The sequence below is a fragment of the Streptococcus sp. Marseille-P6264 genome (genome assembly GCF_902460355.1).
GTDB lineage: Bacteria > Bacillota > Bacilli > Lactobacillales > Streptococcaceae > Streptococcus.
Genome location: NZ_CABPTO010000002.1, coordinates 162,045 through 183,504 on the forward strand (window position 1 = coordinate 162,045; position 21,460 = coordinate 183,504).

The 21,460-nt window shown below is 45.6% G+C and carries 20 protein-coding genes; 16 read left to right on the plus strand and 4 right to left on the minus strand.

All coding sequences use genetic code 11. The annotated features are described in order from the left end of the window. Positions 1-17 precede the first annotated feature (17 nt). Positions 18-2,309 carry a Xaa-Pro dipeptidyl-peptidase gene (locus FZ941_RS04380; RefSeq protein ID WP_148886974.1) on the minus strand — a complete coding sequence of 764 codons (2,292 nt, stop codon included), beginning with the start codon at positions 2,307-2,309 and terminating at the stop codon, positions 18-20. A 102-nt stretch (positions 2,310-2,411) separates the two neighbouring features. Here FZ941_RS04380 and gla point away from each other — a divergent pair, with 102 nt between their 5' ends. From gla to FZ941_RS04435, 11 genes are all read left to right on the plus strand, one after another. Continuing rightward, positions 2,412-3,308 (plus strand): aquaglyceroporin Gla, encoded by an 897-nt coding sequence (gene gla, locus FZ941_RS04385; RefSeq protein ID WP_148886975.1) that lies wholly within the window; start codon positions 2,412-2,414, stop codon positions 3,306-3,308. A 191-nt stretch (positions 3,309-3,499) separates the two neighbouring features. Then, positions 3,500-4,237 carry a CppA N-terminal domain-containing protein gene (locus FZ941_RS04390; RefSeq protein ID WP_148886976.1) on the plus strand — a complete coding sequence of 246 codons (738 nt, stop codon included), beginning with the start codon at positions 3,500-3,502 and terminating at the stop codon, positions 4,235-4,237. Then, a complete protein-coding gene (locus tag FZ941_RS04395) occupies positions 4,234-5,166 on the plus strand; it encodes a serine hydrolase domain-containing protein (protein ID WP_148886977.1) in 933 nt (310 codons plus the stop codon). Before FZ941_RS04390 ends, FZ941_RS04395 begins: the two co-directional genes overlap by 4 nt. 190 nt (positions 5,167-5,356) lie before the next feature. Next, a complete protein-coding gene (gene mvk / locus FZ941_RS04400) occupies positions 5,357-6,235 on the plus strand; it encodes a mevalonate kinase (protein WP_148886978.1) in 879 nt (292 codons plus the stop codon). Beyond that, the gene (gene mvaD, locus FZ941_RS04405) at positions 6,217-7,164 is read left to right on the plus strand and encodes a diphosphomevalonate decarboxylase (RefSeq protein WP_148886979.1); all 948 of its coding nucleotides are present in this window, start codon (positions 6,217-6,219) and stop codon (positions 7,162-7,164) included. Before mvk ends, mvaD begins: the two co-directional genes overlap by 19 nt. Further along, the gene (locus FZ941_RS04410; protein ID WP_148886980.1) at positions 7,154-8,173 is read left to right on the plus strand and encodes a phosphomevalonate kinase; all 1,020 of its coding nucleotides are present in this window, start codon (positions 7,154-7,156) and stop codon (positions 8,171-8,173) included. Before mvaD ends, FZ941_RS04410 begins: the two co-directional genes overlap by 11 nt. After that, positions 8,157-9,161 (plus strand): type 2 isopentenyl-diphosphate Delta-isomerase, encoded by a 1,005-nt coding sequence (gene fni / locus FZ941_RS04415; protein ID WP_148886981.1) that lies wholly within the window; start codon positions 8,157-8,159, stop codon positions 9,159-9,161. Before FZ941_RS04410 ends, fni begins: the two co-directional genes overlap by 17 nt. A 176-nt stretch (positions 9,162-9,337) precedes the next feature. Beyond that, positions 9,338-9,628, plus strand: coding sequence for a 30S ribosomal protein S6 (rpsF, locus tag FZ941_RS04420; RefSeq protein ID WP_148886982.1), 291 nt, complete (start codon positions 9,338-9,340; stop codon positions 9,626-9,628). A gap of 11 nt (positions 9,629-9,639) precedes the next feature. Further along, positions 9,640-10,134: a single-stranded DNA-binding protein gene (locus tag FZ941_RS04425; protein ID WP_148886983.1), complete on the plus strand. Its 495-nt coding sequence runs from the start codon at positions 9,640-9,642 to the stop codon at positions 10,132-10,134. A 40-nt stretch (positions 10,135-10,174) separates the two neighbouring features. After that, positions 10,175-10,414: a 30S ribosomal protein S18 gene (rpsR, locus tag FZ941_RS04430; protein ID WP_000068664.1), complete on the plus strand. Its 240-nt coding sequence runs from the start codon at positions 10,175-10,177 to the stop codon at positions 10,412-10,414. 94 nt (positions 10,415-10,508) lie between these two features. Beyond that, the gene (locus FZ941_RS04435; protein WP_148886984.1) at positions 10,509-11,018 is read left to right on the plus strand and encodes a GNAT family N-acetyltransferase; all 510 of its coding nucleotides are present in this window, start codon (positions 10,509-10,511) and stop codon (positions 11,016-11,018) included. A 134-nt stretch (positions 11,019-11,152) separates the two neighbouring features. On the opposite strand, the gene FZ941_RS04440 is transcribed toward FZ941_RS04435, so the two are convergent. After that, positions 11,153-11,827: a DUF1129 domain-containing protein gene (locus tag FZ941_RS04440; RefSeq protein ID WP_148886985.1), complete on the minus strand. Its 675-nt coding sequence runs from the start codon at positions 11,825-11,827 to the stop codon at positions 11,153-11,155. An 18-nt stretch (positions 11,828-11,845) separates the two neighbouring features. After that, a complete protein-coding gene (locus tag FZ941_RS04445; protein ID WP_148886986.1) occupies positions 11,846-12,790 on the minus strand; it encodes a magnesium transporter CorA family protein in 945 nt (314 codons plus the stop codon). Between the two features lie 122 nt (positions 12,791-12,912). Between FZ941_RS04445 and uvrA the strand changes: the two genes are divergently transcribed. Continuing rightward, entirely contained in the window at positions 12,913-15,738 is a 2,826-nt protein-coding gene (gene uvrA / locus FZ941_RS04450) for an excinuclease ABC subunit UvrA (protein WP_148886987.1), read from the plus strand. A 108-nt stretch (positions 15,739-15,846) separates the two neighbouring features. On the opposite strand, the gene FZ941_RS04455 is transcribed toward uvrA, so the two are convergent. Further along, positions 15,847-16,302 carry a universal stress protein gene (locus tag FZ941_RS04455; protein ID WP_005591690.1) on the minus strand — a complete coding sequence of 152 codons (456 nt, stop codon included), beginning with the start codon at positions 16,300-16,302 and terminating at the stop codon, positions 15,847-15,849. 257 nt (positions 16,303-16,559) lie between these two features. On the opposite strand from FZ941_RS04455, the gene FZ941_RS04460 reads away from it, so the two are divergent. The 4 genes from FZ941_RS04460 (at position 16,560) to aspS (ending at position 21,378) form a co-directional block, all read left to right on the plus strand. Beyond that, positions 16,560-17,774, plus strand: a complete 1,215-nt coding sequence (locus tag FZ941_RS04460; RefSeq protein ID WP_148886988.1) for a pyridoxal phosphate-dependent aminotransferase — start codon at positions 16,560-16,562, stop codon at positions 17,772-17,774. 212 nt (positions 17,775-17,986) lie between these two features. Further along, complete coding sequence (codY, locus tag FZ941_RS04465; protein WP_005591692.1) at positions 17,987-18,775, plus strand: GTP-sensing pleiotropic transcriptional regulator CodY; 789 nt, start codon at positions 17,987-17,989, stop codon at positions 18,773-18,775. Further along, positions 18,775-19,332, plus strand: a complete 558-nt coding sequence (locus FZ941_RS04470; RefSeq protein WP_148886989.1) for a cysteine hydrolase family protein — start codon at positions 18,775-18,777, stop codon at positions 19,330-19,332. Before codY ends, FZ941_RS04470 begins: the two co-directional genes overlap by 1 nt. Positions 19,333-19,641: 309 nt before the next feature. Continuing rightward, on the plus strand, positions 19,642-21,378 hold the full coding sequence (aspS, locus tag FZ941_RS04475; protein WP_148886990.1) for an aspartate--tRNA ligase: 1,737 nt from the start codon (positions 19,642-19,644) through the stop codon (positions 21,376-21,378). Positions 21,379-21,460 lie beyond the last annotated feature (82 nt).

A 21,460-nucleotide genomic window follows, 5' to 3' on the forward strand; every position in this document is an offset into this window, starting at 1 on the left:
TCAGCGTCTTTTAGGTTTTATGAAAGTGATGCCATGGTCGGCAAGTCTAGACTAGATTGCCCTAAATCTACCGTCAACTGATAATCGGTCTTATCACGGACGGTGTGTTCGAAGTCAGTGGTGTAGAGGACGAGGCGCAGTTGGTCGCCTTTTTTCATCTTGTAGATAGTTGGCTGTAGATCAAAGCTACACTCCATCCATTGGTCAGGGGCAACTTCTTCGACCGTCAGCAAGTCTGTCCGATTTTGCAGGTTGAGAAAGCCTTTGGTGATGACACGGTGTGGCGTTTCAGCAAAAGGCAACTCAACTAGATTGTCCAGCATATAGTAGCGGCCATTGTCCATAACTCGAGGCTCAAGCGGTGTCGGAATTGGAGTGAGGCGTTTGGCTGGTCCAAAGTCCAGTAGCTGGGCGGAAATCAGCCCCTTGTCCGTGCTGGATTTGAGGCGCAGTTTGAGCTGGGTGACTCCGTTGAGGAAGAGGTCATCTTCTAAAGTCCAATCCAGAGTAATCTGGTTGACCTTGCCGTCAAAGAGTTCGTTTTTAAAGCTTTGGTAGTTTTTGGCAAAACGATTGTAGTCTTCTTCTGAATACTGATTTTGAATCTTTTGAGTGCCTTTACCTAGTTGGAAATGAGCGTAGTTCTTCTGACCACCAAAGTTCTCCAGAGTCAGCCAGTTTTGGGCTTGGCTGTTGTCCTGCCAGATGACTGGCGGTAGTTCAAAGTCTGAAGCATAGCCCAGTAGTTTCTTGCTGAGAAGGGCATTCATGGCTTCGCGGAAGTCGATGGACTGCCAGTTGTTCATGTAAACATGGGCTCCATTGTGGAGGAAGAGGTGTTTTTTGATGTGAGCTGGCAGAGCTCGGAACATATTATAAACATGGAGGGGCTTGACATTCCAGTCCTGAGAGCCGTGGGTGAAGACGACTTCAGCCTTGACCTTATCTGCGTGGAGCAGGTAGTTGCGGTCATGCCAAAATTGATTGTAATCTCCGGTTTGCCGGTCTAAGTCCTTGCGCTGTTGCTCTAGACTTTGCTGATAAGCATCATTATGGCGCAGGTAGTCACCAGCCCTCAGGTTGCGGGAGTAGGTCAGTTCGGTCAAGGATTCAAAGTCCTCTCCTGGGTAGCCACCGGGGCTGGTGACGAGACCGTTTTCGCGGTAGTAGTTGTACCAAGAAGAAATCCCAGCTTCTGCGATAATGACTTCCAACCCATCTACACCAGTTGTCGCTAATCCATTGGACATGGTGCCCAAATAGGAGATGCCGGTCGTAGCCACTTTTCCGTTAGACCAAGTAGCCTTGATTTCCCGCTGGCGCGTGTGATCGGTGAAGGCTCGACAGCGGCCATTGAGCCAGTCAATAACGTTCTTATAGGCTTCGATCTGATGATAGTCTCCGCTGGTCATCAAACCTTCAGAGTCCTTGGTTCCTACGCCAGACACGTAGAGATTGGCAAAGCCGCGGGGTAGCAAGTAGTCATTGAGCGTGTAGGTGCCGATATGACCCAGTTTTTCCTCGGCTTCAGAGACTTCTTGAGCTGGAGCTGGCGCATCCAGCTGGAGCAATTTGAGCTCAGGGTCTTGGACTGTGATTTGATGGGGCTCTTTTTTTGCTAGATCCACATTCATATTATGGAGAGCCTTGTCGCTGGCCGGGTCGTTGGTTCCCTGATGATAAGGAGAAGCGGTCATGACGGCAGGGATTTGCCCTTGATAACGAGGACGGATAATGCTGACCTTGACTAGATCTGGCCGGCCGTCTCCATCAGTATCAACTCGGCTTTCCACATAAACCACCTCGCGGATGGCATCGTGGCTGGAAAAGGTCGCCAGACTCTTGCCGTTGAAGTAGTGGTAGGTATTGTCCTCGGGAATCAACCCCTCGCTGACTAGCTTATCAACCAGCAAATTACCGTTTTTTGTCCGAGTATTGAGCAACTGGTAGAGGTTTTCTAGCAGATTGCCGTAGACAATAGGGAAGTCGCTTTCTGTTCGGAATTTCTCAAGATCGGTGAAATCAACAAAAGGGACAAAGTCCAAGAGCTGAAAGGCTGTCATATAAAAGACCTCAGCTGTTAGTTCGCGGTCTGACTCGAAGAAGGTCAACAAGTCTGTTTCGCTATCAGCGGCCCAAGCTCGAAGTAAGTAGTCGGTATCCTGATAGAGAAAGAAACAGCGTCGTAGAAAGCTTTGGAGATTATCTTTGTCAGAAAGGTGTGGCTCATAAATAAAACCCAGACCGGCTAATTCTTGGCGCATGATGTCTGGATTTGTCTTGCGATAACTATACTGATTAAAGCGCATATTTTTCCCTCTTTTTCTTATTTTTGTTTAAAATGACCTTTACATTATCCATTATACTTGATAAAATATAGATTGTCTAAAAAATTTTAAAGGAGAAATTAGATGGATTTCAGTTGGGCTATTAAATATGCCACGGAATTTTTCGGAACAGCAATCCTTATCATTTTGGGGAATGGTGCTGTTGCCAATGTTGAATTAAAAGGAACTAAAGGTCATCAAAGTGGCTGGTTAGTCATTGCCGTTGGTTACGGTATGGGGGTTATGATTCCAGCTCTGATGTTTGGAAATACCTCAGGTAACCACATCAACCCTGCCTTCACTTTAGGGCTTGCGATTAGCGGTTACTTCCCATGGGCTCAGGTAGCTCCTTATATTATTGCTCAAGTTTTGGGTGCGATCTTCGGACAGGCTTTGGTCGTAGCAACACACCGTCCTTACTACTTGCAAACAGAAAAAGCTAATAATATTTTAGGTACTTTCTCAACCATTTCAAGTCTAGATCACGGAACAGCTGAGTCTCGTAAAGCAGCAACAATCAATGGCTTTATCAATGAGTTTGTTGGTTCCTTTGTTCTTTTCTTTGCAGCGATGGGCATGACTAAACTTCACTTCGGTGCGGAATTGAAGGTCCTTATCGAGAAGAATGTGCAGCAACAAGCTCTTCAAGCAGCTCAAGCTGGTCAAAAAGTAGCGGAATCTGATGTTCAAAGTTTGATTCATAATACATTTGCACAAGCAACAAATGGTTCATCTGCGGTTGCTCACTTGGCACTTGGTTTCCTTGTTATGGCCTTGGTAACTTCACTTGGTGGACCTACTGGACCAGGTCTTAACCCAGCCCGTGACCTTGGACCTCGTATCTTGCACTCTATCTTGCCAAAATCAATCCTTGGTGAACACAAGGGTGATTCAAAATGGTGGTATGCTTGGGTACCAGTTGTGGCACCAATTCTTGCAGGTATCACAGCAGTAGCTTTGTTTAAAGCGATTTACGGATAATATTTATCAAAAGACCGAGAGAAATCTCGGTCTTTTTTGTTAGCTTTTGACTAATGGAAAAATGCGATTTGGTTTATATTTTTGGTCTGTTAGATTAGGATAGTGGAAATGTTCTGAAAATTGTTGGTTTGCGCATAATTTCTTGTCAAAAAAATGAAAATTTATTACAATAAAATAGTTTGGAGGAAGTTATGAGTGTGAATCATGTTGCAAGAGTTGTTCCAGTAATAAAAGTAAATAATCGGAACCTAAATCAAGATTTCTATAGTAAAACGCTAGGGATGAAATCCCTATTGGAAGAAGGAGCCCAGTTGTCTTTGGGCGATCAAACCAGAACAGAAAGATTGATCTTAGAAGAATCTCCAAGCATGCGCTCTCGCCGAGTGAAAGGGGCAAAGAAATTGGCTCGCTTAGTGATCAAGGTGGCACAAGCGTCAGAAATTGAGGCTTTGCTGGCTCGAGGAATCCAAGTTGACAATTTGTACCGTGGGGAGAAAGGATATGCTTTTGAAGCGACTTCCCCAGAAGGTGATCGCATCTTGCTCTATGCGGAAGAGAAGGCGACTTGTCTGCAACCAGTCCAAGAAACTCCTGCATTTGAAGTGCAGGACGATTTTATCGGCTTGAGTCAATTTGAAGTGGAAAAGATCGAGCTTCGTGCTCCAGATTTGCAGGCTGTCAAGGATTTCTATCAGCCAGTAAGCAATGTCTTGGATTTCCTAGATGTGCAGGAAGCCCAAGGAGAAGATTTGACAGCTGATAATACGAAAACTTGGGATTTGGCTATGCTCAAATGTTTGGTGGCGAATTTTGATGTGGAACAACTGTCATCGATTTTTGCGACGCAGGAGTTTTTTGTCCCAAAATCTAAAAAATTCTTGGTCAGCCAAGATCAAAGTAATATTGAATTATGGTTTGAGCAACTATGACCCAGCGGATTTTAGAAAAGATAGATCAGCAGCTTGCTGTGGGGCTTTATCCTGGGGCTAGTTTGTCTCTTTATCGAGATGGGCACTGGCAGAGTTTCTATCTGGGCTTGGCAGACCCAGCCAATCAGTCAGAGACGCGATCTGGTCTGGTTTATGATCTGGCCAGCGTCAGTAAGGTGGTTGGCGTAGGAACCTTGGTGGCATTTTTGTTTCAGACTGGTGACTTGGATGTTGATGCGCCTTTGCGACTATATTATCCTGCCTTTCATGATGATCGGGTGACTCTGCGCCAGCTGTTAACCCATACCTCTGGGCTCGATCCCTTTATTCCTAATCGGGATAGGCTCAATGCTCAAGAATTAAAGGCAGCACTCAATAGCTTGACAGTGCTGGATGACAAAACCTTCCATTATACAGATGTTAATTTTCTCCTGCTGGGCTTTATGTTGGAGGAGCTGTACGGGGAAGCTTTGGACCGTTTATTTGAAGACAAGATTTTTAAGCCGTGGGCGATGAAGAACACTAGCTTTGGGCCAGTGGCTTCTGCGGTGCCGACTGTTCGTGGCGTGAAAGCGGGAGTGGTTCATGATCCCAAAGCGCGTGTCTTAGGCCAGCATGCTGGAAGTGCCGGGCTTTTTTCAAGACTTGAGGATTTGCAGATCTTTTTAGAGCATTATTTGCAGGATGAATTTGCAGAGAAATTGAGCCAAAACTTTGCTCTAGAGCCGGGCAAGACGCGTAGTCTAGCTTGGAATTTGGAGGGAGAATGGCTGGATCATACTGGCTATACGGGAACTTTTATCATGTATAATCGAGCAGACCAGAAAGCTGCAATCTTTCTGTCTAATCGCACCTATGAAAAGGATGAACGAGCCCAGTGGATTTTAGACCGCAATGAACTGATGGATCTAATCAGAAGAGAGTGGTAGCCTCCCCACTCCATATTTGCAATGGAAGTCAAAAGCCCGTCACTGATGATGAAATAGGATAGAACTCCGGCACTTGCTTGGAGTTTTTGACTGCTTAACGTGACTTTGTCAGTCAAGATAGGAAAAGATCGCTTTTTTTCCAAAAGTATATTAAAATATAGAAGATAGAAGGAAGAAATAGAGAGAAAGTATGACAAAAGAGAAGGGTGTCGGCAAGGCACATAGCAAGATTATTCTGATGGGAGAGCATTCGGTGGTTTATGGCTATCCAGCCTTGGCTTTGCCTCTCAATAATATCGAAGTGACTTGTCAGGTATTTCCTTCTGAGAAGCCTTGGACTCTCTATGAGGAAGATACCTTGTCCATGGCTGTTTTTGCCTGCCTGGAGCACTTGGGGAAGCAAGGTGCTCAGATTCGTTGCCAGGTGAATTCCATGGTGCCAGAAAAGCGAGGCATGGGTTCGTCTGCAGCTGTCAGCATTGCAGCTATTCGTGCGGTTTTTGACTACTTCGAGGAAGCCTTGGATCATGAAACTCTGGAAATTTTGGCTAATCGAGCAGAGATGATTGCCCATATGAATCCAAGCGGTCTGGATGCCAAGACCTGTCTTAGTGATGTAGCTATCAAGTTTATCCGTAATGTCGGATTTTCAGAAATTGAGTTAGATTTGGGCGCTTATCTGCTGATTGCGGATACGGGCATTCACGGACACACGCGGGAAGCCATCAAAAAGGTGGAAATCTTGGGTCAGGAGGCTCTGCCCCTCTTACAGGAGTTGGGAAATCTGACGAAAATTGTTGAAAAGGCAATCCATCTCAAAGATTTGCTGACCATGGGTCAGGCTATGACTAAGGCTCACGGCAAACTAGCTCAGTTGGGAGTTTCTTGCCAGCTATCTGATGATTTGGTTGAGCTGGCGCTTGAAAATGGGGCTCTTGGAGCCAAAATGAGCGGCGGTGGCCTAGGCGGCTGCGTGATTGTGCTAATCAAAGAAAATAAAGAGGCGGAAGACTTAGCCCGTCTTTTGAGAGAGAAAGGAGCCAGCAATATATGGATAGAAAGCCTGTAAGTGTCAAGTCTTACGCCAATATTGCTATTGTCAAGTATTGGGGAAAGGCAGATGCTGAGCGGATGATTCCTTCCACTAGCAGTATTTCCTTGACTTTAGAGAATATGTATACCCAAACCCAGTTAAGTCCACTTTCGGCTGAGGCTGCTGGCGATGAATTTTATATCGATGGGCAACTGCAAAGCCCAGAAGAGCATGCTAAGGTCAGTCGGATTATTGATCGTTTTCGGACGGAGCCAAGTGACTGGGTGCGGATTGACACCAGTAACAATATGCCGACAGCAGCAGGTTTATCCTCTAGTTCCAGCGGCTTATCTGCTCTGGTCAAGGCTTGTGATGCTTATTTTGAAACTCATTACAATACTGAGGAGTTGGCCCAGTTGGCTAAGTTTGCTTCAGGTTCGTCGGCTCGCTCCTTTTTTGGTCCTTTGGCAGCATGGGACAAGGATAGCGGAGCAATTTACCCTGTGCAAACCGACCTTAAGCTGGCCATGATTATGTTGGTGCTTAATGATGAGAAAAAGCCGATTTCTAGTCGACTTGGCATGCAGCTCTGTGCCGAAACGTCCAAAAATTTTCAGGCTTGGATTGACCAGTCAGCTCAGGACTATCAGAATATGCTAGTCTACCTAAAGGATAATGATTTTGAGAAAGTTGGGCTGTTGACCGAGGAGAATGCCCTGCGGATGCATGCAACGACCGAGACAGCTACGCCTCCATTTACTTATCTGACGGAGGAAAGCTATGCTGCGATGGATTTTGTTCGCCAGCTCCGAGACCAGGGGCATCCTTGCTATTTCACCATGGACGCTGGTCCTAATGTCAAGGTTCTCTGTCTTGAAGAGGACTTGGAAGACTTGGTGCCCCTCTTTGCGGATCAGTACCGTCTGATTGTCTCCAAAACGAAGGAATTGCCTGATGGAAACTAAGATACAAGTCCAGACCTGCGGGAAGCTTTATCTAGCCGGGGAATATGCTGTCCTGAGCCCTGGGTATGCGGCTTTGATTAAGAATATTCCCATCTATATGCGGGCAGAGATTGAGGCGGCGGACATCTATGAGCTGGATTCGGATCTCTTTAGCCATAAAGCCAGTCTAGCACCAGATGCGGATTATGGCTTGATTCAAGAGACCATTCAGTTGATGAACGACTATCTCAGCTTGCTGCAACGCCCATTACACCCATTTGCTTTGACTATCAGGGGAAAAATGGAGAAAGACGGGCGCAAGTTTGGGTTGGGCTCTAGTGGCAGCGTGGTTGTCTTGACGATCAAAGCTATGGCTGCCTTTTATCAGCTGAAACTAAGCTCTGACCTCCTCTTTAGACTAGCTGCAGTAGTACTTCTCAAGCGGGGGGATAATGGCTCCATGGGAGATCTGGCCTGCATTGCTTATGAGCAACTGGTTTATTATCGTTCTTTTGACCGGATGGCAATCCGCCAGCGATTGGCTGACACAAGTCTATTAGAGATTTTGGAGCAAGATTGGGGCTATGAAATCAAGCCCATCCAGCCTGCATTAGCCTGTGATTTTCTGGTTGCTTGGACGGGAGAACCAGCTATTTCGAGTGACCTTGTCAAGCAGGTTAAGTCGAGTTTAAACGAAGACTTCCTGAATCAGACCCAGCTTCAGGTGGATTGTCTGAAAGAAGCTCTTGAGTCTGCTGATAAGACAGCTGTAAAAGATAGCATATCGACTGCCAGCCAGCTTTTAGATAGCCTCAGTCCGCTGATTTACACGGAGCAATTACAGGCCTTAAGAGAGGCGAGTCAGGGCTTGGATTGTGTCGCTAAAAGCAGTGGGGCAGGCGGTGGAGACTGTGGTTTCGCCCTGTCTTTTGCTACCGAGGATAGTCAAATATTGATCCAACGCTGGCAAGAAGCTGGTCTGGAATTACTCTACCAAGAAAGGATGGGTGCTTATGAGCCAAAGTCGTAAAGATGATCATATCAACTACGCCCTAGAACAGCCCCTTGGCTACAATAGCTTTGATGATATAGAATTGATTCATCGATCTTTGCCAGCCTATGATTTGGCCGAGATTGATCTATCCACTCATTTCGCTGGTCGTGATTGGGATTTTCCCTTTTATATCAATGCTATGACAGGTGGAAGTCCAAAAGGGCGAGAAATCAATGAAAAACTGGCTAAAGTGGCAGAGGCCTGTGGCATCCTCTTTGTGACAGGTTCTTACAGTGCTGCTCTGAAAAATCCAGATGATGATTCTTATGCTGTGGCAAAGGATAAGCCTAGCCTACTCTTGGCCAGCAATATTGGTCTTGATAAACCAGTAGCGGCAGGCTTGCAGGCGGTGTCGGATTTGAAACCTTTGTTTCTTCAGCTACACGTCAATGTCATGCAAGAATTGCTAATGCCTGAGGGAGAGCGGACTTTCAGAACTTGGAAGCAGCATCTGGAAGCCTATGGAAAAGATTTTCCAGTCCCCCTTGTTCTCAAGGAAGTAGGCTTTGGCATGGATCGGAAGACAATTGAGGAGGCTCAGGCACTAGGTATCTCTACCTTTGATATTTCTGGTCGTGGTGGTACTAGCTTTGCCTATATTGAAAATCGGCGGAGCCGTCAGCGAGACTATCTCAACGGTTGGGGGCAGACCACAGCCCAAGCCTTGCTGGCAGCGCAGGACTGGGTGGACAAGGTGGAGCTGCTGGCTAGCGGTGGTATTCGCCATCCTCTAGACATGGTTAAAGCCTTGGTTCTGGGGGTAAAGGCAGTTGGCCTTTCTCGAACCATGTTAGCCTTGGTAGAAAAATACTCAGTCGAAGAGGTCATTGCTATCGTGAACGGCTGGAAAGAAGAGTTAGGTCTATTGATGTGCGCCTTGTCCTGCCGCAACCTTGAAGAATTAAGATCCGTTCCCTATCTGCTCTATGGTCGCTTAAAAGAAGGAGCTGAACAGGTACAATAATCACTGGATGCTATGCTTTGTATAGCTGATAAAATGCTTTGGAAGATCATTCAAAGAAAAGCGAAAATTATTCTTGCTATTTGCAAGGAAATCTAGTATAATTATTATTTGTGAGTGAACCTCACTTACCCCTTGCAGCGACTTGGGGTCATTAGACCAAAAGGAGGAACATATCAATGGCTAAATACGAAATTCTTTATATTATTCGTCCAAACATTGAAGAAGAAGCTAAAAACGCTTTGGTAGCACGCTTTGACTCTATCTTGACTGACAACGGTGCAACTGTTGTTGAATCAAAAGACTGGGAAAAACGTCGTCTTGCATACGAAATCCAAGATTTTCGTGAAGGACTTTACCACATCGTTAACGTTGAAGCAAACGACGATACAGCTCTTAAAGAGTTTGACCGTCTTTCAAAAATCAACGCTGACATTCTTCGTCACATGATCGTCAAACTTGACGCTTAAGAAGGTAAATTATGATTAATAACGTTGTACTTGTGGGACGTATGACCCGTGATGCTGAACTTCGCTATACACCGCAAAACCAAGCGGTCGCAACCTTTACTCTGGCTGTTAATCGCAACTTTAAAAATCAAAGTGGTGAGCGTGAAGCGGACTTTATCAATGTTGTTATCTGGCGTCAGCAGGCAGAAAACCTTGCTAATTGGGCAAAAAAGGGCGCTCTAATCGGAATTACTGGTCGCATTCAGACTCGTAACTACGACAATCAGCAAGGCCAGCGTGTCTATGTCACAGAAGTCGTTGCAGACAACTTCCAGCTTCTGGAAAGTCGTGCAAGCCGTGAAGGGCAGCCTTCAGCTGGCTTTGGTGGCGGTGGCTTCGGTGGAAATTCTACACCAAGCTATGGTAATGTTGACTCATTCAACCAAGTACCGAATTTTTCTCGTGATGAAAGCCCATTTGGCAATTCAAATCCAATGGACATTTCAGACGATGATTTACCATTCTAATAATGGACAAAACTAGAACTATAATATAAAGGAGAATAACATGGCTCAACAACGTCGTGGCGGATTCAAACGCCGTAAAAAAGTTGATTACATCGCAGCAAACAAGATTGAATATGTTGATTACAAAGATACTGAGCTTCTTAGCCGTTTCGTTTCAGAACGTGGGAAAATCCTTCCTCGTCGTGTAACAGGAACTTCAGCTAAAAACCAACGTAAAGTAACAACAGCTATCAAACGCGCTCGCGTAATGGCTTTGATGCCTTTCGTAAACGAAGACTAATGAGAGTCCCTGCTTCTAGCAGGGATTTTTGCTGTGATGATAGAAAGGGACAGTGCTATAATAGAAGAAACTATCAAGATATGGGAGGCTTGCCATGACAGAAGCACTAGCCATTAGGAAGATGTTTTTTGAGGACATTGAAGGCTTATCGAATGCTTTTATCCAGCAAGGCTGGCCTGGACGGAGAGAGATTTTAAAAAACTACTTTCTGGAGCAAGAGGCGGGTGAGCGCCAAGTTTTGGTGGCTGTTGTTGGGGAATCTTTGGCTGGTTACATTACGGTTATTCCATTGGCAAAGCATGGACCCTTTGCTAGTCTTTATCCTGAGTTAACTGATTTTAATGTTTTTGAAAGTTTCCAAAAGCGAGGAATTGGCACGGCTTTATTGAACAAAGCTGAGCAAGTAGCGCGGCATTATTCAGATGTGGTCAGCTTGGGTGTTGGGCTGCATAAAGGCTATGGTCCAGCACAACGACTGTATGTGGGTCGTGGTTATATGCCAGATGGGTCAGGAGTTTGGTTTCAAAATCAGCCACTCACGCCCTATGCTTCGTGCGAGAATAACGATGAGTTGGTCTTATACTTTTCAAAAAGTGCAAAATGAGAGTGGGATAGTTGAGTAGGACTGTAAAACCTGATGAAATCAGCGTAGTAGAGCCCACTCAATCACTGCGTCTTGCTCGACAATCCAAAGATAATAGAGAGGCTGGGACAAAAGTACTAGCCTCTCTATGCTGCTTAATATTTTGCTGGTCCCATAGTCGCACTCTTGATATTGAAGCGTTTCTTGAGGTAGAAACGAAGTGCTAGGGTGATCCCTCCGATGATGGCAACAATGATATTTGATAAATGTGGGTTGAGAGAGTCAGGCAGTAGGCTAGAACCAACAATTGAAAGGGTCCAAAGAGCAATGGCTACTAGCATGATAAGGATAGATTTGAGTAGATGTGGTCGTTGGCTACGGTCAGTGTCTGGTCCGTAAAAACGGTAAACGAAATGATAGAGGGCGTAGAAAGCAAGACCACCGACAATACTACCAAAGACAAGTGTCGTCATGCCGTAAACAGAGGGTTTAGAAGATGCTAAGTTGACGATGGAGGTCAGAACGGTGAAGAAACCGAAAATGAAGAGGACGGAATCCAGCATCATCCATTTTGGATCATCATTCTGCTTGGGATGCTCGGCATCATAGCGCTCTTTAGCAGTGAGAGAAGAAGCCCAGTAAGTTGGTGCCCCATAGAGAGCACGGGCAGGGATACCCTTGGCTTGATTTTCTAAAATATTTGGAATGATTTCCTCTAAGATTGCTTTCACTTCTTCATCGGATTTGCCATCTTTGAGGAGTTGATGAGTAGCAATGTGGAGGAATTCCTTATTTTTCTTAGTTAGTTTGTCTGATACTACTTGTGACATGTGAGTCCTTTCTGGTGGTTAGAATAATTTTTTATGGAAGAGGTAGAGGGTTAGAGAGCCGCTCAGAGCAAAGGCGATAAACATGATAATCCAGAAGGCATGGGGCTCGCCATTTAGAGGCAGTTCATTATCTTTGAAGTTCATCCCATAGGCTGAGAAGAGCATGGTCGGGATGGACATAACAACGGTTACCAGAGCCAGTGTCTTCATGACATTGTTCTGGTTGTTGGAAATAATGGACGCAAAAGTATCTGTCATGCTGTGGAGGATGTTTCCATAAATATCAGCCATCTCAATGGCCTGCTGGGTCTCAATCAGGGTGTCTTCTAGCAAGTCCTCATCTTCCAGATATTTTTTGATATTGCTAGTAGAGCTGGTTAGTTTTTTAATCACGCGCTCATTTGTCTTGAGGGAGGCTTTGAAATAGACGATGGTCTTTTCCAGCTCCATGAGCTCAATCAGTTCTTCGTTTCGAGTTGACTGGTGCAGCTGGCTTTCAATCTGCTCACTCTTGCGGTCAATAGAACGCAGGGCTGTCAGATATAGCTCGGCATTTCGGTAAAGAATCTGAAAGATAAAACGTGACCGCATGAAGGTATAAAAGTTACGCAAGCGACGGTGGATAAAGATATCCAGCAGGGGCAGCTTTTCCAAGCAAGTCGTGATGATGGCATCTTCCGTGATGATAATACCAAGAGGGATGGTGACATAGTAAGTCTGGTTATTCCGTTCCTCTGTGATGGGCACATCCACGATAATCAAGGTGTAGTCATCTTCGATGGTGACCCGAGACATTTCCTCGGCATCGAGTGGTGCTCGTAAGTCAGCAATATCAATGCCAAAAGCATTTGCGATTTCTAAAGATTCATTCTGGGAAGGATTGACCATATTGATCCAAGTTCCCGATTCAAGTGTATCAATCTCCTTGAACTCGGTTGTTGTTGATAAAAATACTTGTTTCATATCTCCTCCTAGAATCGTTTATAAGCACCGTCTTATTATACTACAAATTCTAGTCTTTTGGGCAAAAGTTTGCAGAAAAATTTGCTATAATAGAAGAAGTTTAAAGGTAAAGTGTGGACTAGATGCAAGATAAAATTGTAATTCATGGAGCGCGAGCTCATAATTTAAAAAATATTGATGTAGAAATCCCCCGAGATAAGCTAGTCGTAGTGACTGGTCTGTCTGGTTCGGGTAAGTCCAGCCTAGCTTTTGATACCCTCTATGCTGAAGGACAACGCCGCTATGTAGAGAGTCTGTCGGCCTATGCTCGGCAGTTTTTGGGCAATATGGAAAAACCGGATGTTGATTCGATAGATGGTCTTAGCCCGGCTATTTCCATCGACCAGAAGACGACCAGCAAAAATCCCCGCTCAACTGTGGGAACAGCTACCGAAATCAATGACTACCTACGGCTGCTCTATGCCCGTGTTGGAACGCCCTACTGTGTCAATGGACATGGAGCTATTAAGGCTTCGTCTGTTGAGCAGATTGTCGACAAGGTCCTAGAATTGCCAGAGCGTCAGCGGCTGCAGATTTTAGCGCCGGTCATTCGCAAGAAAAAGGGCCAGCATAAGACCGTTTTTGATAAGATTCAGAAAGACGGTTATGTCCGAGTGCGAGTGGATGGTGATGTCTACGATGTAACAGAAGTGCCAGAGCTTTCTAAGAGCAAGCAGCATGATATTGAAGTTGTGGTGGACAGAATTGTCATCAAGGAAGGAGTGCGCAGTCGCCTCTTTGACTCGGTCGAAGCAGCTCTGAGGATTGCTGAGGGGTATGTGGTGATTGACACCATGGATGGTCAAGAGTTGCTCTTTTCTGAGCACTATGCCTGCCCAGTCTGTGGCTTTACGGTGCCAGAGCTAGAGCCGCGCCTCTTTTCTTTCAATGCGCCTTTTGGCTCCTGTCCGGACTGTGATGGTCTGGGGGTTAAGCTGGAGGTGGATCTAGATGTGGTGGTGCCAGAAGCTGGCAAGACCTTACGCGAAGGAGCGCTAGCACCTTGGAATCCCATCTCCTCCAACTATTATCCGCAGATGCTGGAGCAGGCCATGGCAGCCTTTGGCATTGATATGGACAAGCCTTTTGAGGAGCTGACGGAGGAAGAGAAGCAATTGATTTTCTTTGGCTCAGATGGGCGGGAGTTCCATTTCCATTATGAAAATGAATTTGGTGGCGTGCGCGATATTGACATTCCTTTTGAGGGGGTTGTCACCAATATCAACCGTCGCTACCATGAAACCAATAGTGATTTTACTCGGACGCAGATGCGGGCTTATATGAATGAGCTGACTTGTGCGGCTTGCCATGGTTATCGACTCAGCCCTCAGGCCTTGTCTGTCAAGGTTGGCGGCGAAGACGGCTTGCACATCGGTGAGGTTTCAGACTTGTCTATTGCAGATCACTTGCAACAGTTGGAGAAGTTAAGTCTGACTGACAATGAAGCTACTATTGCGCGGCCTATTCTCAAAGAGATTCATGATCGCCTGACCTTCCTTAATAATGTTGGTCTCAATTACCTGACCCTGTCTCGCTCGGCTGGGACTCTATCAGGAGGAGAAAGCCAGCGGATTCGCTTGGCGACTCAGATTGGTTCTAACTTGAGTGGTGTCCTCTATATCCTGGACGAGCCCTCTATTGGCTTGCATCAGCGTGACAATGACCGCCTAATTGCCAGCCTCAAGAAGATGCGCGACCTGGGCAATACCCTCATCGTAGTTGAGCACGATGAGGACACCATGCGGGAGGCTGACTGGCTGATTGATGTGGGACCAGGAGCCGGTGTTTTCGGTGGAGAAATCGTCGCAGCCGGTACTCCTGCACAAGTGGCTAAAAATAAGAAGTCTATTACTGGGCAATACCTGTCAGGTAAACGTGAAATCCCAGTACCGCTGGACCGCCGTGTCGGCACTGGCCGCTTTATCGAAGTGACTGGGGCTCAGGAAAATAATCTGCAGAATATCTCAGCTAAATTCCCCTTGGGCAAATTCATCGCTGTGACTGGAGTTTCTGGATCTGGTAAGTCAACGCTGGTCAATTCTATCCTTAAAAAGGCCATTGCTCAAAAACTCAATCGCAATTCTGCCAAGCCAGGTAAGTTCAAGAAAATCCGCGGCATTGAGCATGTGGATCGACTGATTGATATTGACCAAAGTCCGATTGGGCGGACACCGCGCTCTAATCCGGCCACTTATACTGGAGTCTTTGACGATATTCGTGATCTTTTTGCCAAGACCAATGAAGCCAAGATTCGCGGCTACAAGAAAGGACGTTTCAGTTTTAATGTCAAGGGTGGCCGCTGTGAGGCCTGCTCGGGTGATGGAATTATCAAGATTGAGATGCACTTCCTGCCTGACGTCTATGTGGCCTGTGAGGTCTGCCACGGCACCCGCTATAATAGTGAAACTCTGGAAGTCCACTACAAGGAGAAGAATATCGCTCAGGTTCTGGACATGACGGTCAATGATGCGGTAGAATTCTTCCAGCACATTCCCAAGATTGCTCGCAAACTCCAGACAATCAAGGATGTGGGACTAGGATATGTGACTCTAGGGCAGCCAGCCACAACCTTGTCGGGTGGTGAAGCCCAGCGGATGAAGCTGGCCAGCGAGCTTCACAAGCGCTCGACTGGTAAGTCCTTCTATATCTTGGATGAGCCGACCACGGGTCTGCATTCTGAGGATATTGCCAAGCTTCTTCATGTGCTATCACGCTTTGTGGATGATGGCAATACGGTCCTCGTCATTGAGCACAATCTGGACGTTATCAAAACGGCAGACCATATCATCGACCTAGGACCGGAAGGTGGTGTCGGTGGTGGAACGATCATTGCGACAGGTACACCAGAGGAAGTCGCAGCCAATCCAGCCAGCTATACTGGTCAGTATTTGAAAGGCAAGCTGAAATAAGATTTTTATCGTTCTAAAACACAAATCCCTCACTAGGCTAACCTAATGAGGGATTTTAACTTGCATTTATGGGTGAAGCAGGGCATTAGAACTGCTTACCTGGTGGGTTTAGAATGTTTTTTCTTTGTCACGAACGACCAGTAAGTCCACTTTAGCGTGGCGGAGGATATATTCAGATGATGAGCCGACTAGGAGGCGTTCAAAGGCATTGAGACCAGTAGCTCCGACCATAATCAAATCAACCTTGTGTTCGTCAGGAATGTCAGTTGACAGGAGGGTTTTGGGATTGCCCAATTCAATGACGACATCAACGTATTTGACCCCTGCTTTTTGCGCCTTTTCCTTGTACTCTGTCATCAACTTTTGTGCTTCTTCTTGGAGGTCTTCGTAGACCTCGGCGTCAAAGGTTGAGACGCTTTGGAGAGCTCGTGTATCAATCACATGAGCAATTGTCAAACGAGAAGCATTTCTCAGCGCTACATTAACACCTTTTTCAAAAGCGAGTTCTGCTTCGCGAGAGCCGTCAACAGCGACCATGATATTTTCATATTTTTGTTGAGTCATAAAGCTACCTCCATCTTTTGTCGAATCTTAGATTCGAGTTTCTTATATCTTCACTTATATTGTAAACCTTTTCAGAAAAAAAGTAAAGCTGCAAATGAAATTCAGAAATCAAGTGAAATTATTTTGATGAATTAGTGTATTTTCCTAAATTATAAGCCCTATTTTAGTTGAAAGGAGCTTTCCCAAATTCTTCCTGATTGTCAATCTTTTTTTCTGATGGTATAATAAAATCATTCAGATGAATTGAGGAAAATAGGATGAAAGAATTTAATAAGTCCAGCAAACTGGAGCATGTAGCCTATGATATTCGTGGACCGGTTTTGGATGAAGCGATGCGGATGCGGGCTAATGGAGAGAAAATTCTCCGCCTGAACACAGGAAATCCAGCTGAATTTGGCTTTACTGCTCCAGACGAGGTCATTCATGATTTGATTATGAATGCGCGTGATAGTGAGGGCTACTCTGATTCTAAGGGGATTTTCTCAGCCCGTAAGGCCATTATGCAGTATTGCCAGCTCAGAAATTTCCCTAATGTTGATATCGATGATATTTACCTTGGAAATGGAGTCAGCGAGCTGATTGTTATGTCTATGCAGGGACTCTTGGATGATGGAGATGAGGTCCTAGTACCAATGCCGGACTACCCGCTCTGGACGGCTGCAGTTAGTCTTGCTGGTGGGAATGCTGTTCATTATGTCTGTGATGAGCAGGCGGAATGGTATCCAGATATTGATGACATCAAGTCAAAAATCACTTCTAATACTAAGGCTATCATTATCATCAATCCTAACAATCCAACGGGAGCACTTTATCCTAAGGAACTTTTGCTAGAAATTGTGGAAATTGCTCGCCAGAACAATCTTATTATCTTTGCGGATGAAATTTATGACCGTATGGTGATGGATGGGCATGTGCATACGCCTGTGGCAAGCCTAGCTCCAGATGTCTTTTGTGTCAGCATGAATGGTCTGTCTAAGTCCCACCGTATCGCTGGCTTCCGAGTTGGCTGGATGGTCTTGTCTGGACCTAAGACACATGTCAAGGGCTATATCGAAGGCCTTAATATGCTTTCCAATATGCGCTTGTGCTCCAACGTCTTGGCCCAGCAGGTTGTGCAAACATCGCTTGGAGGTCACCAGTCGGTGGATGAATTGCTTTTGCCAGGCGGTCGTATCTATGAACAAAGAAACTTCATTTACAATGCCATTCAAGATATTCCAGGTTTGTCTGCAGTCAAACCTAAGGCGGGTCTTTACATCTTCCCGAAGATTGATCGAGAAATGTACCGTATCGATGATGATGAGCAGTTTGTCTTGGATTTCCTCAAGCAGGAAAAAGTCCTCCTTGTCCATGGACGAGGCTTTAACTGGAAGGATCCAGATCATTTCCGAATCGTTTATCTGCCTCGGGTAGATGAGTTAGCTCAGATCCAAGAAAAAATGACGCGCTTCCTGCGCCAATACCGCAGATAAGCATAAAATACAAGTCATAAACCGTTTAAAACAAATTCGTCTTAGAATTGTTTTAAATGGTTTTTTTGATGAAGTGATTTTTTTCGCTATCATTAAATTCTGAATCTTTCAGAATTGTAGCGAATTTTTTTTCAATACACAATTTTCAGATAATTATTGAAAATTTGGGTCGATTATGATACAATCAAGGAGACTAAATACGAGGTAAATGTATGGCAAAACTATTAGAAAAAACAAGGAAGATTACTTCTATCTTGAAACGTTCAGAGGAGCAACTTCAGGAGGAACTTCCTTACAATGCGATCACTCGCCAGCTTGCTGATATTATTCATTGCAATGCCTGCATCATCAACAGCAAGGGCCGTCTTTTGGGCTATTTCATGCGCTACAAGACAAATAATGATCGTGTAGAAGCCTTTTTCCAAGACAAGACATTCCCCAAAGAATATGTCCAAGAAGCAAACATGGTGTATGAGACAGAGGCCAATCTGCCTGTAACTCACGATTTGACCATTTTCCCAGTGGAAACCAAGGATGAATTTCCAGATGGTTTGACTACTATCGCGCCGATTCATGTTTCAGGGATTCGCTTAGGCTCATTGATTATCTGGCGTAATGACAAGGAATTTTTGGATGACGATTTGATTCTGGTTGAGATTGCCAGCACAGTGGTCGGTATCCAGCTGCTTAACTTCCAGCGGGAAGAGGACGAGAAGAACATCCGTCGCCGGACAGCTGTGACCATGGCGGTTAATACCCTGTCTTACTCAGAGCTAAGAGCCGTTTCAGCTATTCTGGGCGAGCTCAATGGCAATGAAGGACAACTGACGGCTTCTGTCATTGCTGACCGCATCGGGATTACCCGTTCAGTGATTGTCAATGCCTTGCGCAAGCTGGAAAGTGCGGGGATTATTGAAAGCCGCTCGCTGGGGATGAAGGGAACTTATCTGAAAGTACTGATTCCAGATGTTTTTGAGGAAATTAAAAAGAGGGACTATTAATGGCTAAAGCACTGATTTCCATTGATTATACAGTTGATTTTGTTGCAGATGAGGGCAAGTTGACCGCAGGAGCGCCGGCTCAGGCGATTTCTGAAGCCATTGCCCAAGTGACCGAGGCAGCTTTTGATCGAGGCGACTATATCTTCTTTGCTATTGATGCTCATGATGAGAATGATGCCTTTCATCCTGAAAGCAAGCTGTTTCCGCCTCATAATATCAAAGGGACTAGCGGTCGCAATCTTTATGGTCCTTTGGCTGATTTTTATGACAAGCATCAAGCAGACTCTCGGGTCTTTTGGATGGATAAACGCCATTATTCTGCTTTTTCTGGCACGGATTTAGATATTCGGTTGCGGGAAAGAAAGGTAGATACGGTCATTTTGACTGGAGTCTTGACGGATATTTGCGTCCTGCATACGGCGATCGATGCCTATAATCTTGGTTACCAGATTCAGGTGGTAGAGCCAGCTGTGGCTTCTTTGTCAGAGGAAAATCACAAATTTGCCTTAAATCACTTGCAAAATGTCCTGGGTTCGACTATAATAAATACAATTTAAGAGTAAAAGAGAAGCAGAGTAGGCTTGCTGACTTGCACAGAGAGTGCTGATAGCTGAGAGCAGCACCAAGAAAGCAAAACCGAAGAACATGTTTCGTAATCTTTTGTGTGATCAAGCATAAACGTCGCTCACGTTACGAGCTCAGAGGCTGCCTTTTAGGGCAGCGAATAACAGTGGTACCACGGCTTTCGTCTGTTTTAGAGACGAAAGCTTTTTATTTTGCAAAAGGAAAAGTAGAGATGCTGTAAGAGAGTTGCTAATATGCTCAAGGACAGGGCAGCTTGCAAATGGATTTGAGAGGGAAAGAACATGAAAGAAATTTTTATCGGAAATTATGGTTTAGAGCAGGTAGGACAGACCATGACCGCAACTGGCTGGGTGGCCAATATCCGCAATCACGGTAAGCTAGCCTTTATTGAATTGCGGGACCGTGAGGGTTTGCTGCAGGTCTTCGTTGGCGGTGAGATTGAAGATTTTGCTAAGCTGGAAGAAATTGGCAAGGAAGATGTCATCGCAGTGACAGGGCAAGTCGTTCAGCGAGAAGAGCGCTTTGTCAACAAGGCCATTAAGTCTGGTCAGGTTGAGCTAAGGGCTGAGAAGATTGAAGTCATTGCCAGCAGCAAGGCCCTGCCTTTTGAGCTGGACCAGCATGCTCATACAGGGGAAGACCTGCGTCAGAAATACCGCTACCTGGACTTGCGCCGTGAGAAGATGACACATAACCTCAAACTGCGCCATCAGGTCACCTCAACCATTCGAGAATATTTGAACGGATTGGACTTCTTGGAAGTCGAGACGCCTTATCTGACCAAGTCAACTCCTGAAGGAGCTAGAGACTTCTTAGTTCCTAGTCGGGTCTTTAAAAATCAATTCTACGCGCTGCCACAGAGCCCACAGATGCTCAAGCAGTTGCTGATGGGAGCTGGACTCGAGCGCTATTATCAGATTGTTCGTTGCTTCCGTGACGAAGACTTGCGGGGCGACCGTCAGCCAGAGTTTACCCAGGTGGACTTAGAGCTGAGTTTTGCCAGCGAGGAAGAAATACGAGCTCTGGTTGAAGCCATGCTCAAGGCTATTGTCAAGAAAACTCATGGTTTAGAGCTGACGGAAGCTTTTCCAACTATCAGCTATGAAGAGGCTATGAGCCGCTTCGGCTCTGACAAGCCAGATACGCGCTTTGGTTTGGAACTAAAGAATTTGACGGATTTGTGCCAAGAAAATGGCTCTCTTCTTATCAAGAAAGCCTTGGATAGCCAAGAGGAAGTGATGGGAATCTGTGTGCCAGATGAGGCTAGTGCTTTTAGCAAGAAACAGCTCAGTCATTTTTATCAAGAAATGAAGGACTTTGGCTGCAGTCATTTTGCCAGTCTCAAGGTTGAAAATGGCCAGTTGATTGGGGATTTGGCTAGTACCTTTGAAGCTGAAAGTCAGGCTTTGCAGGCACGTTTTGAGGCCAAGGATGGAGACCTCATCCTGCTAGTCATGGCCAAGAAGCGTCGGGCTCAGGAAGCTTTGGGACATCTGCGTTTAGAAGTTGCAAAAGCTTTAGATTTGATCGATCCGAGTCTGCTTCATTTCCTCTGGGTTGTGGATTGGCCATTGCTGGAGTGGAATGAAGACCAAAACCGCTATCAAGCCATGCACCATCCTTTCACACAGGGCATTTTTGAAGAAGGTCAGGCGCCAGATCAATTCCGCAGCCACGCTTACGACATCGTCTTGAACGGCTATGAGATTGGCGGAGGTAGTCTGCGGATTCATGATCTTAAAGCTCAGGAAGCGATGTTTGAGCTGTTGGGCATGAGCCGAGAAGACTATGAGCGGGACTTTGGTTTCTTCCTAGAAGCCTTAGAATATGGTTTCCCACCGCACGGTGGCTTGGCTCTGGGCTTAGATCGCTTGGTTATGATCTTAGCTGGGGAAGAAAATATCCGCCAAGTCATCGCCTTTCCGAAAAATGGTACTGGCTTTGACCCTATGCTGGAAAGTCCAAGTTTGGTTGACCAAAGACAGCTCAAAGAACTGCATTTGGAATTGAAGAATTAGCCTGAAATATGGTAAAATGAAATGATGCGAATTCCTGAAGAAATCAGGAAGAAGCCAAAGAAAGAGGTCGCAGCTACGAGAG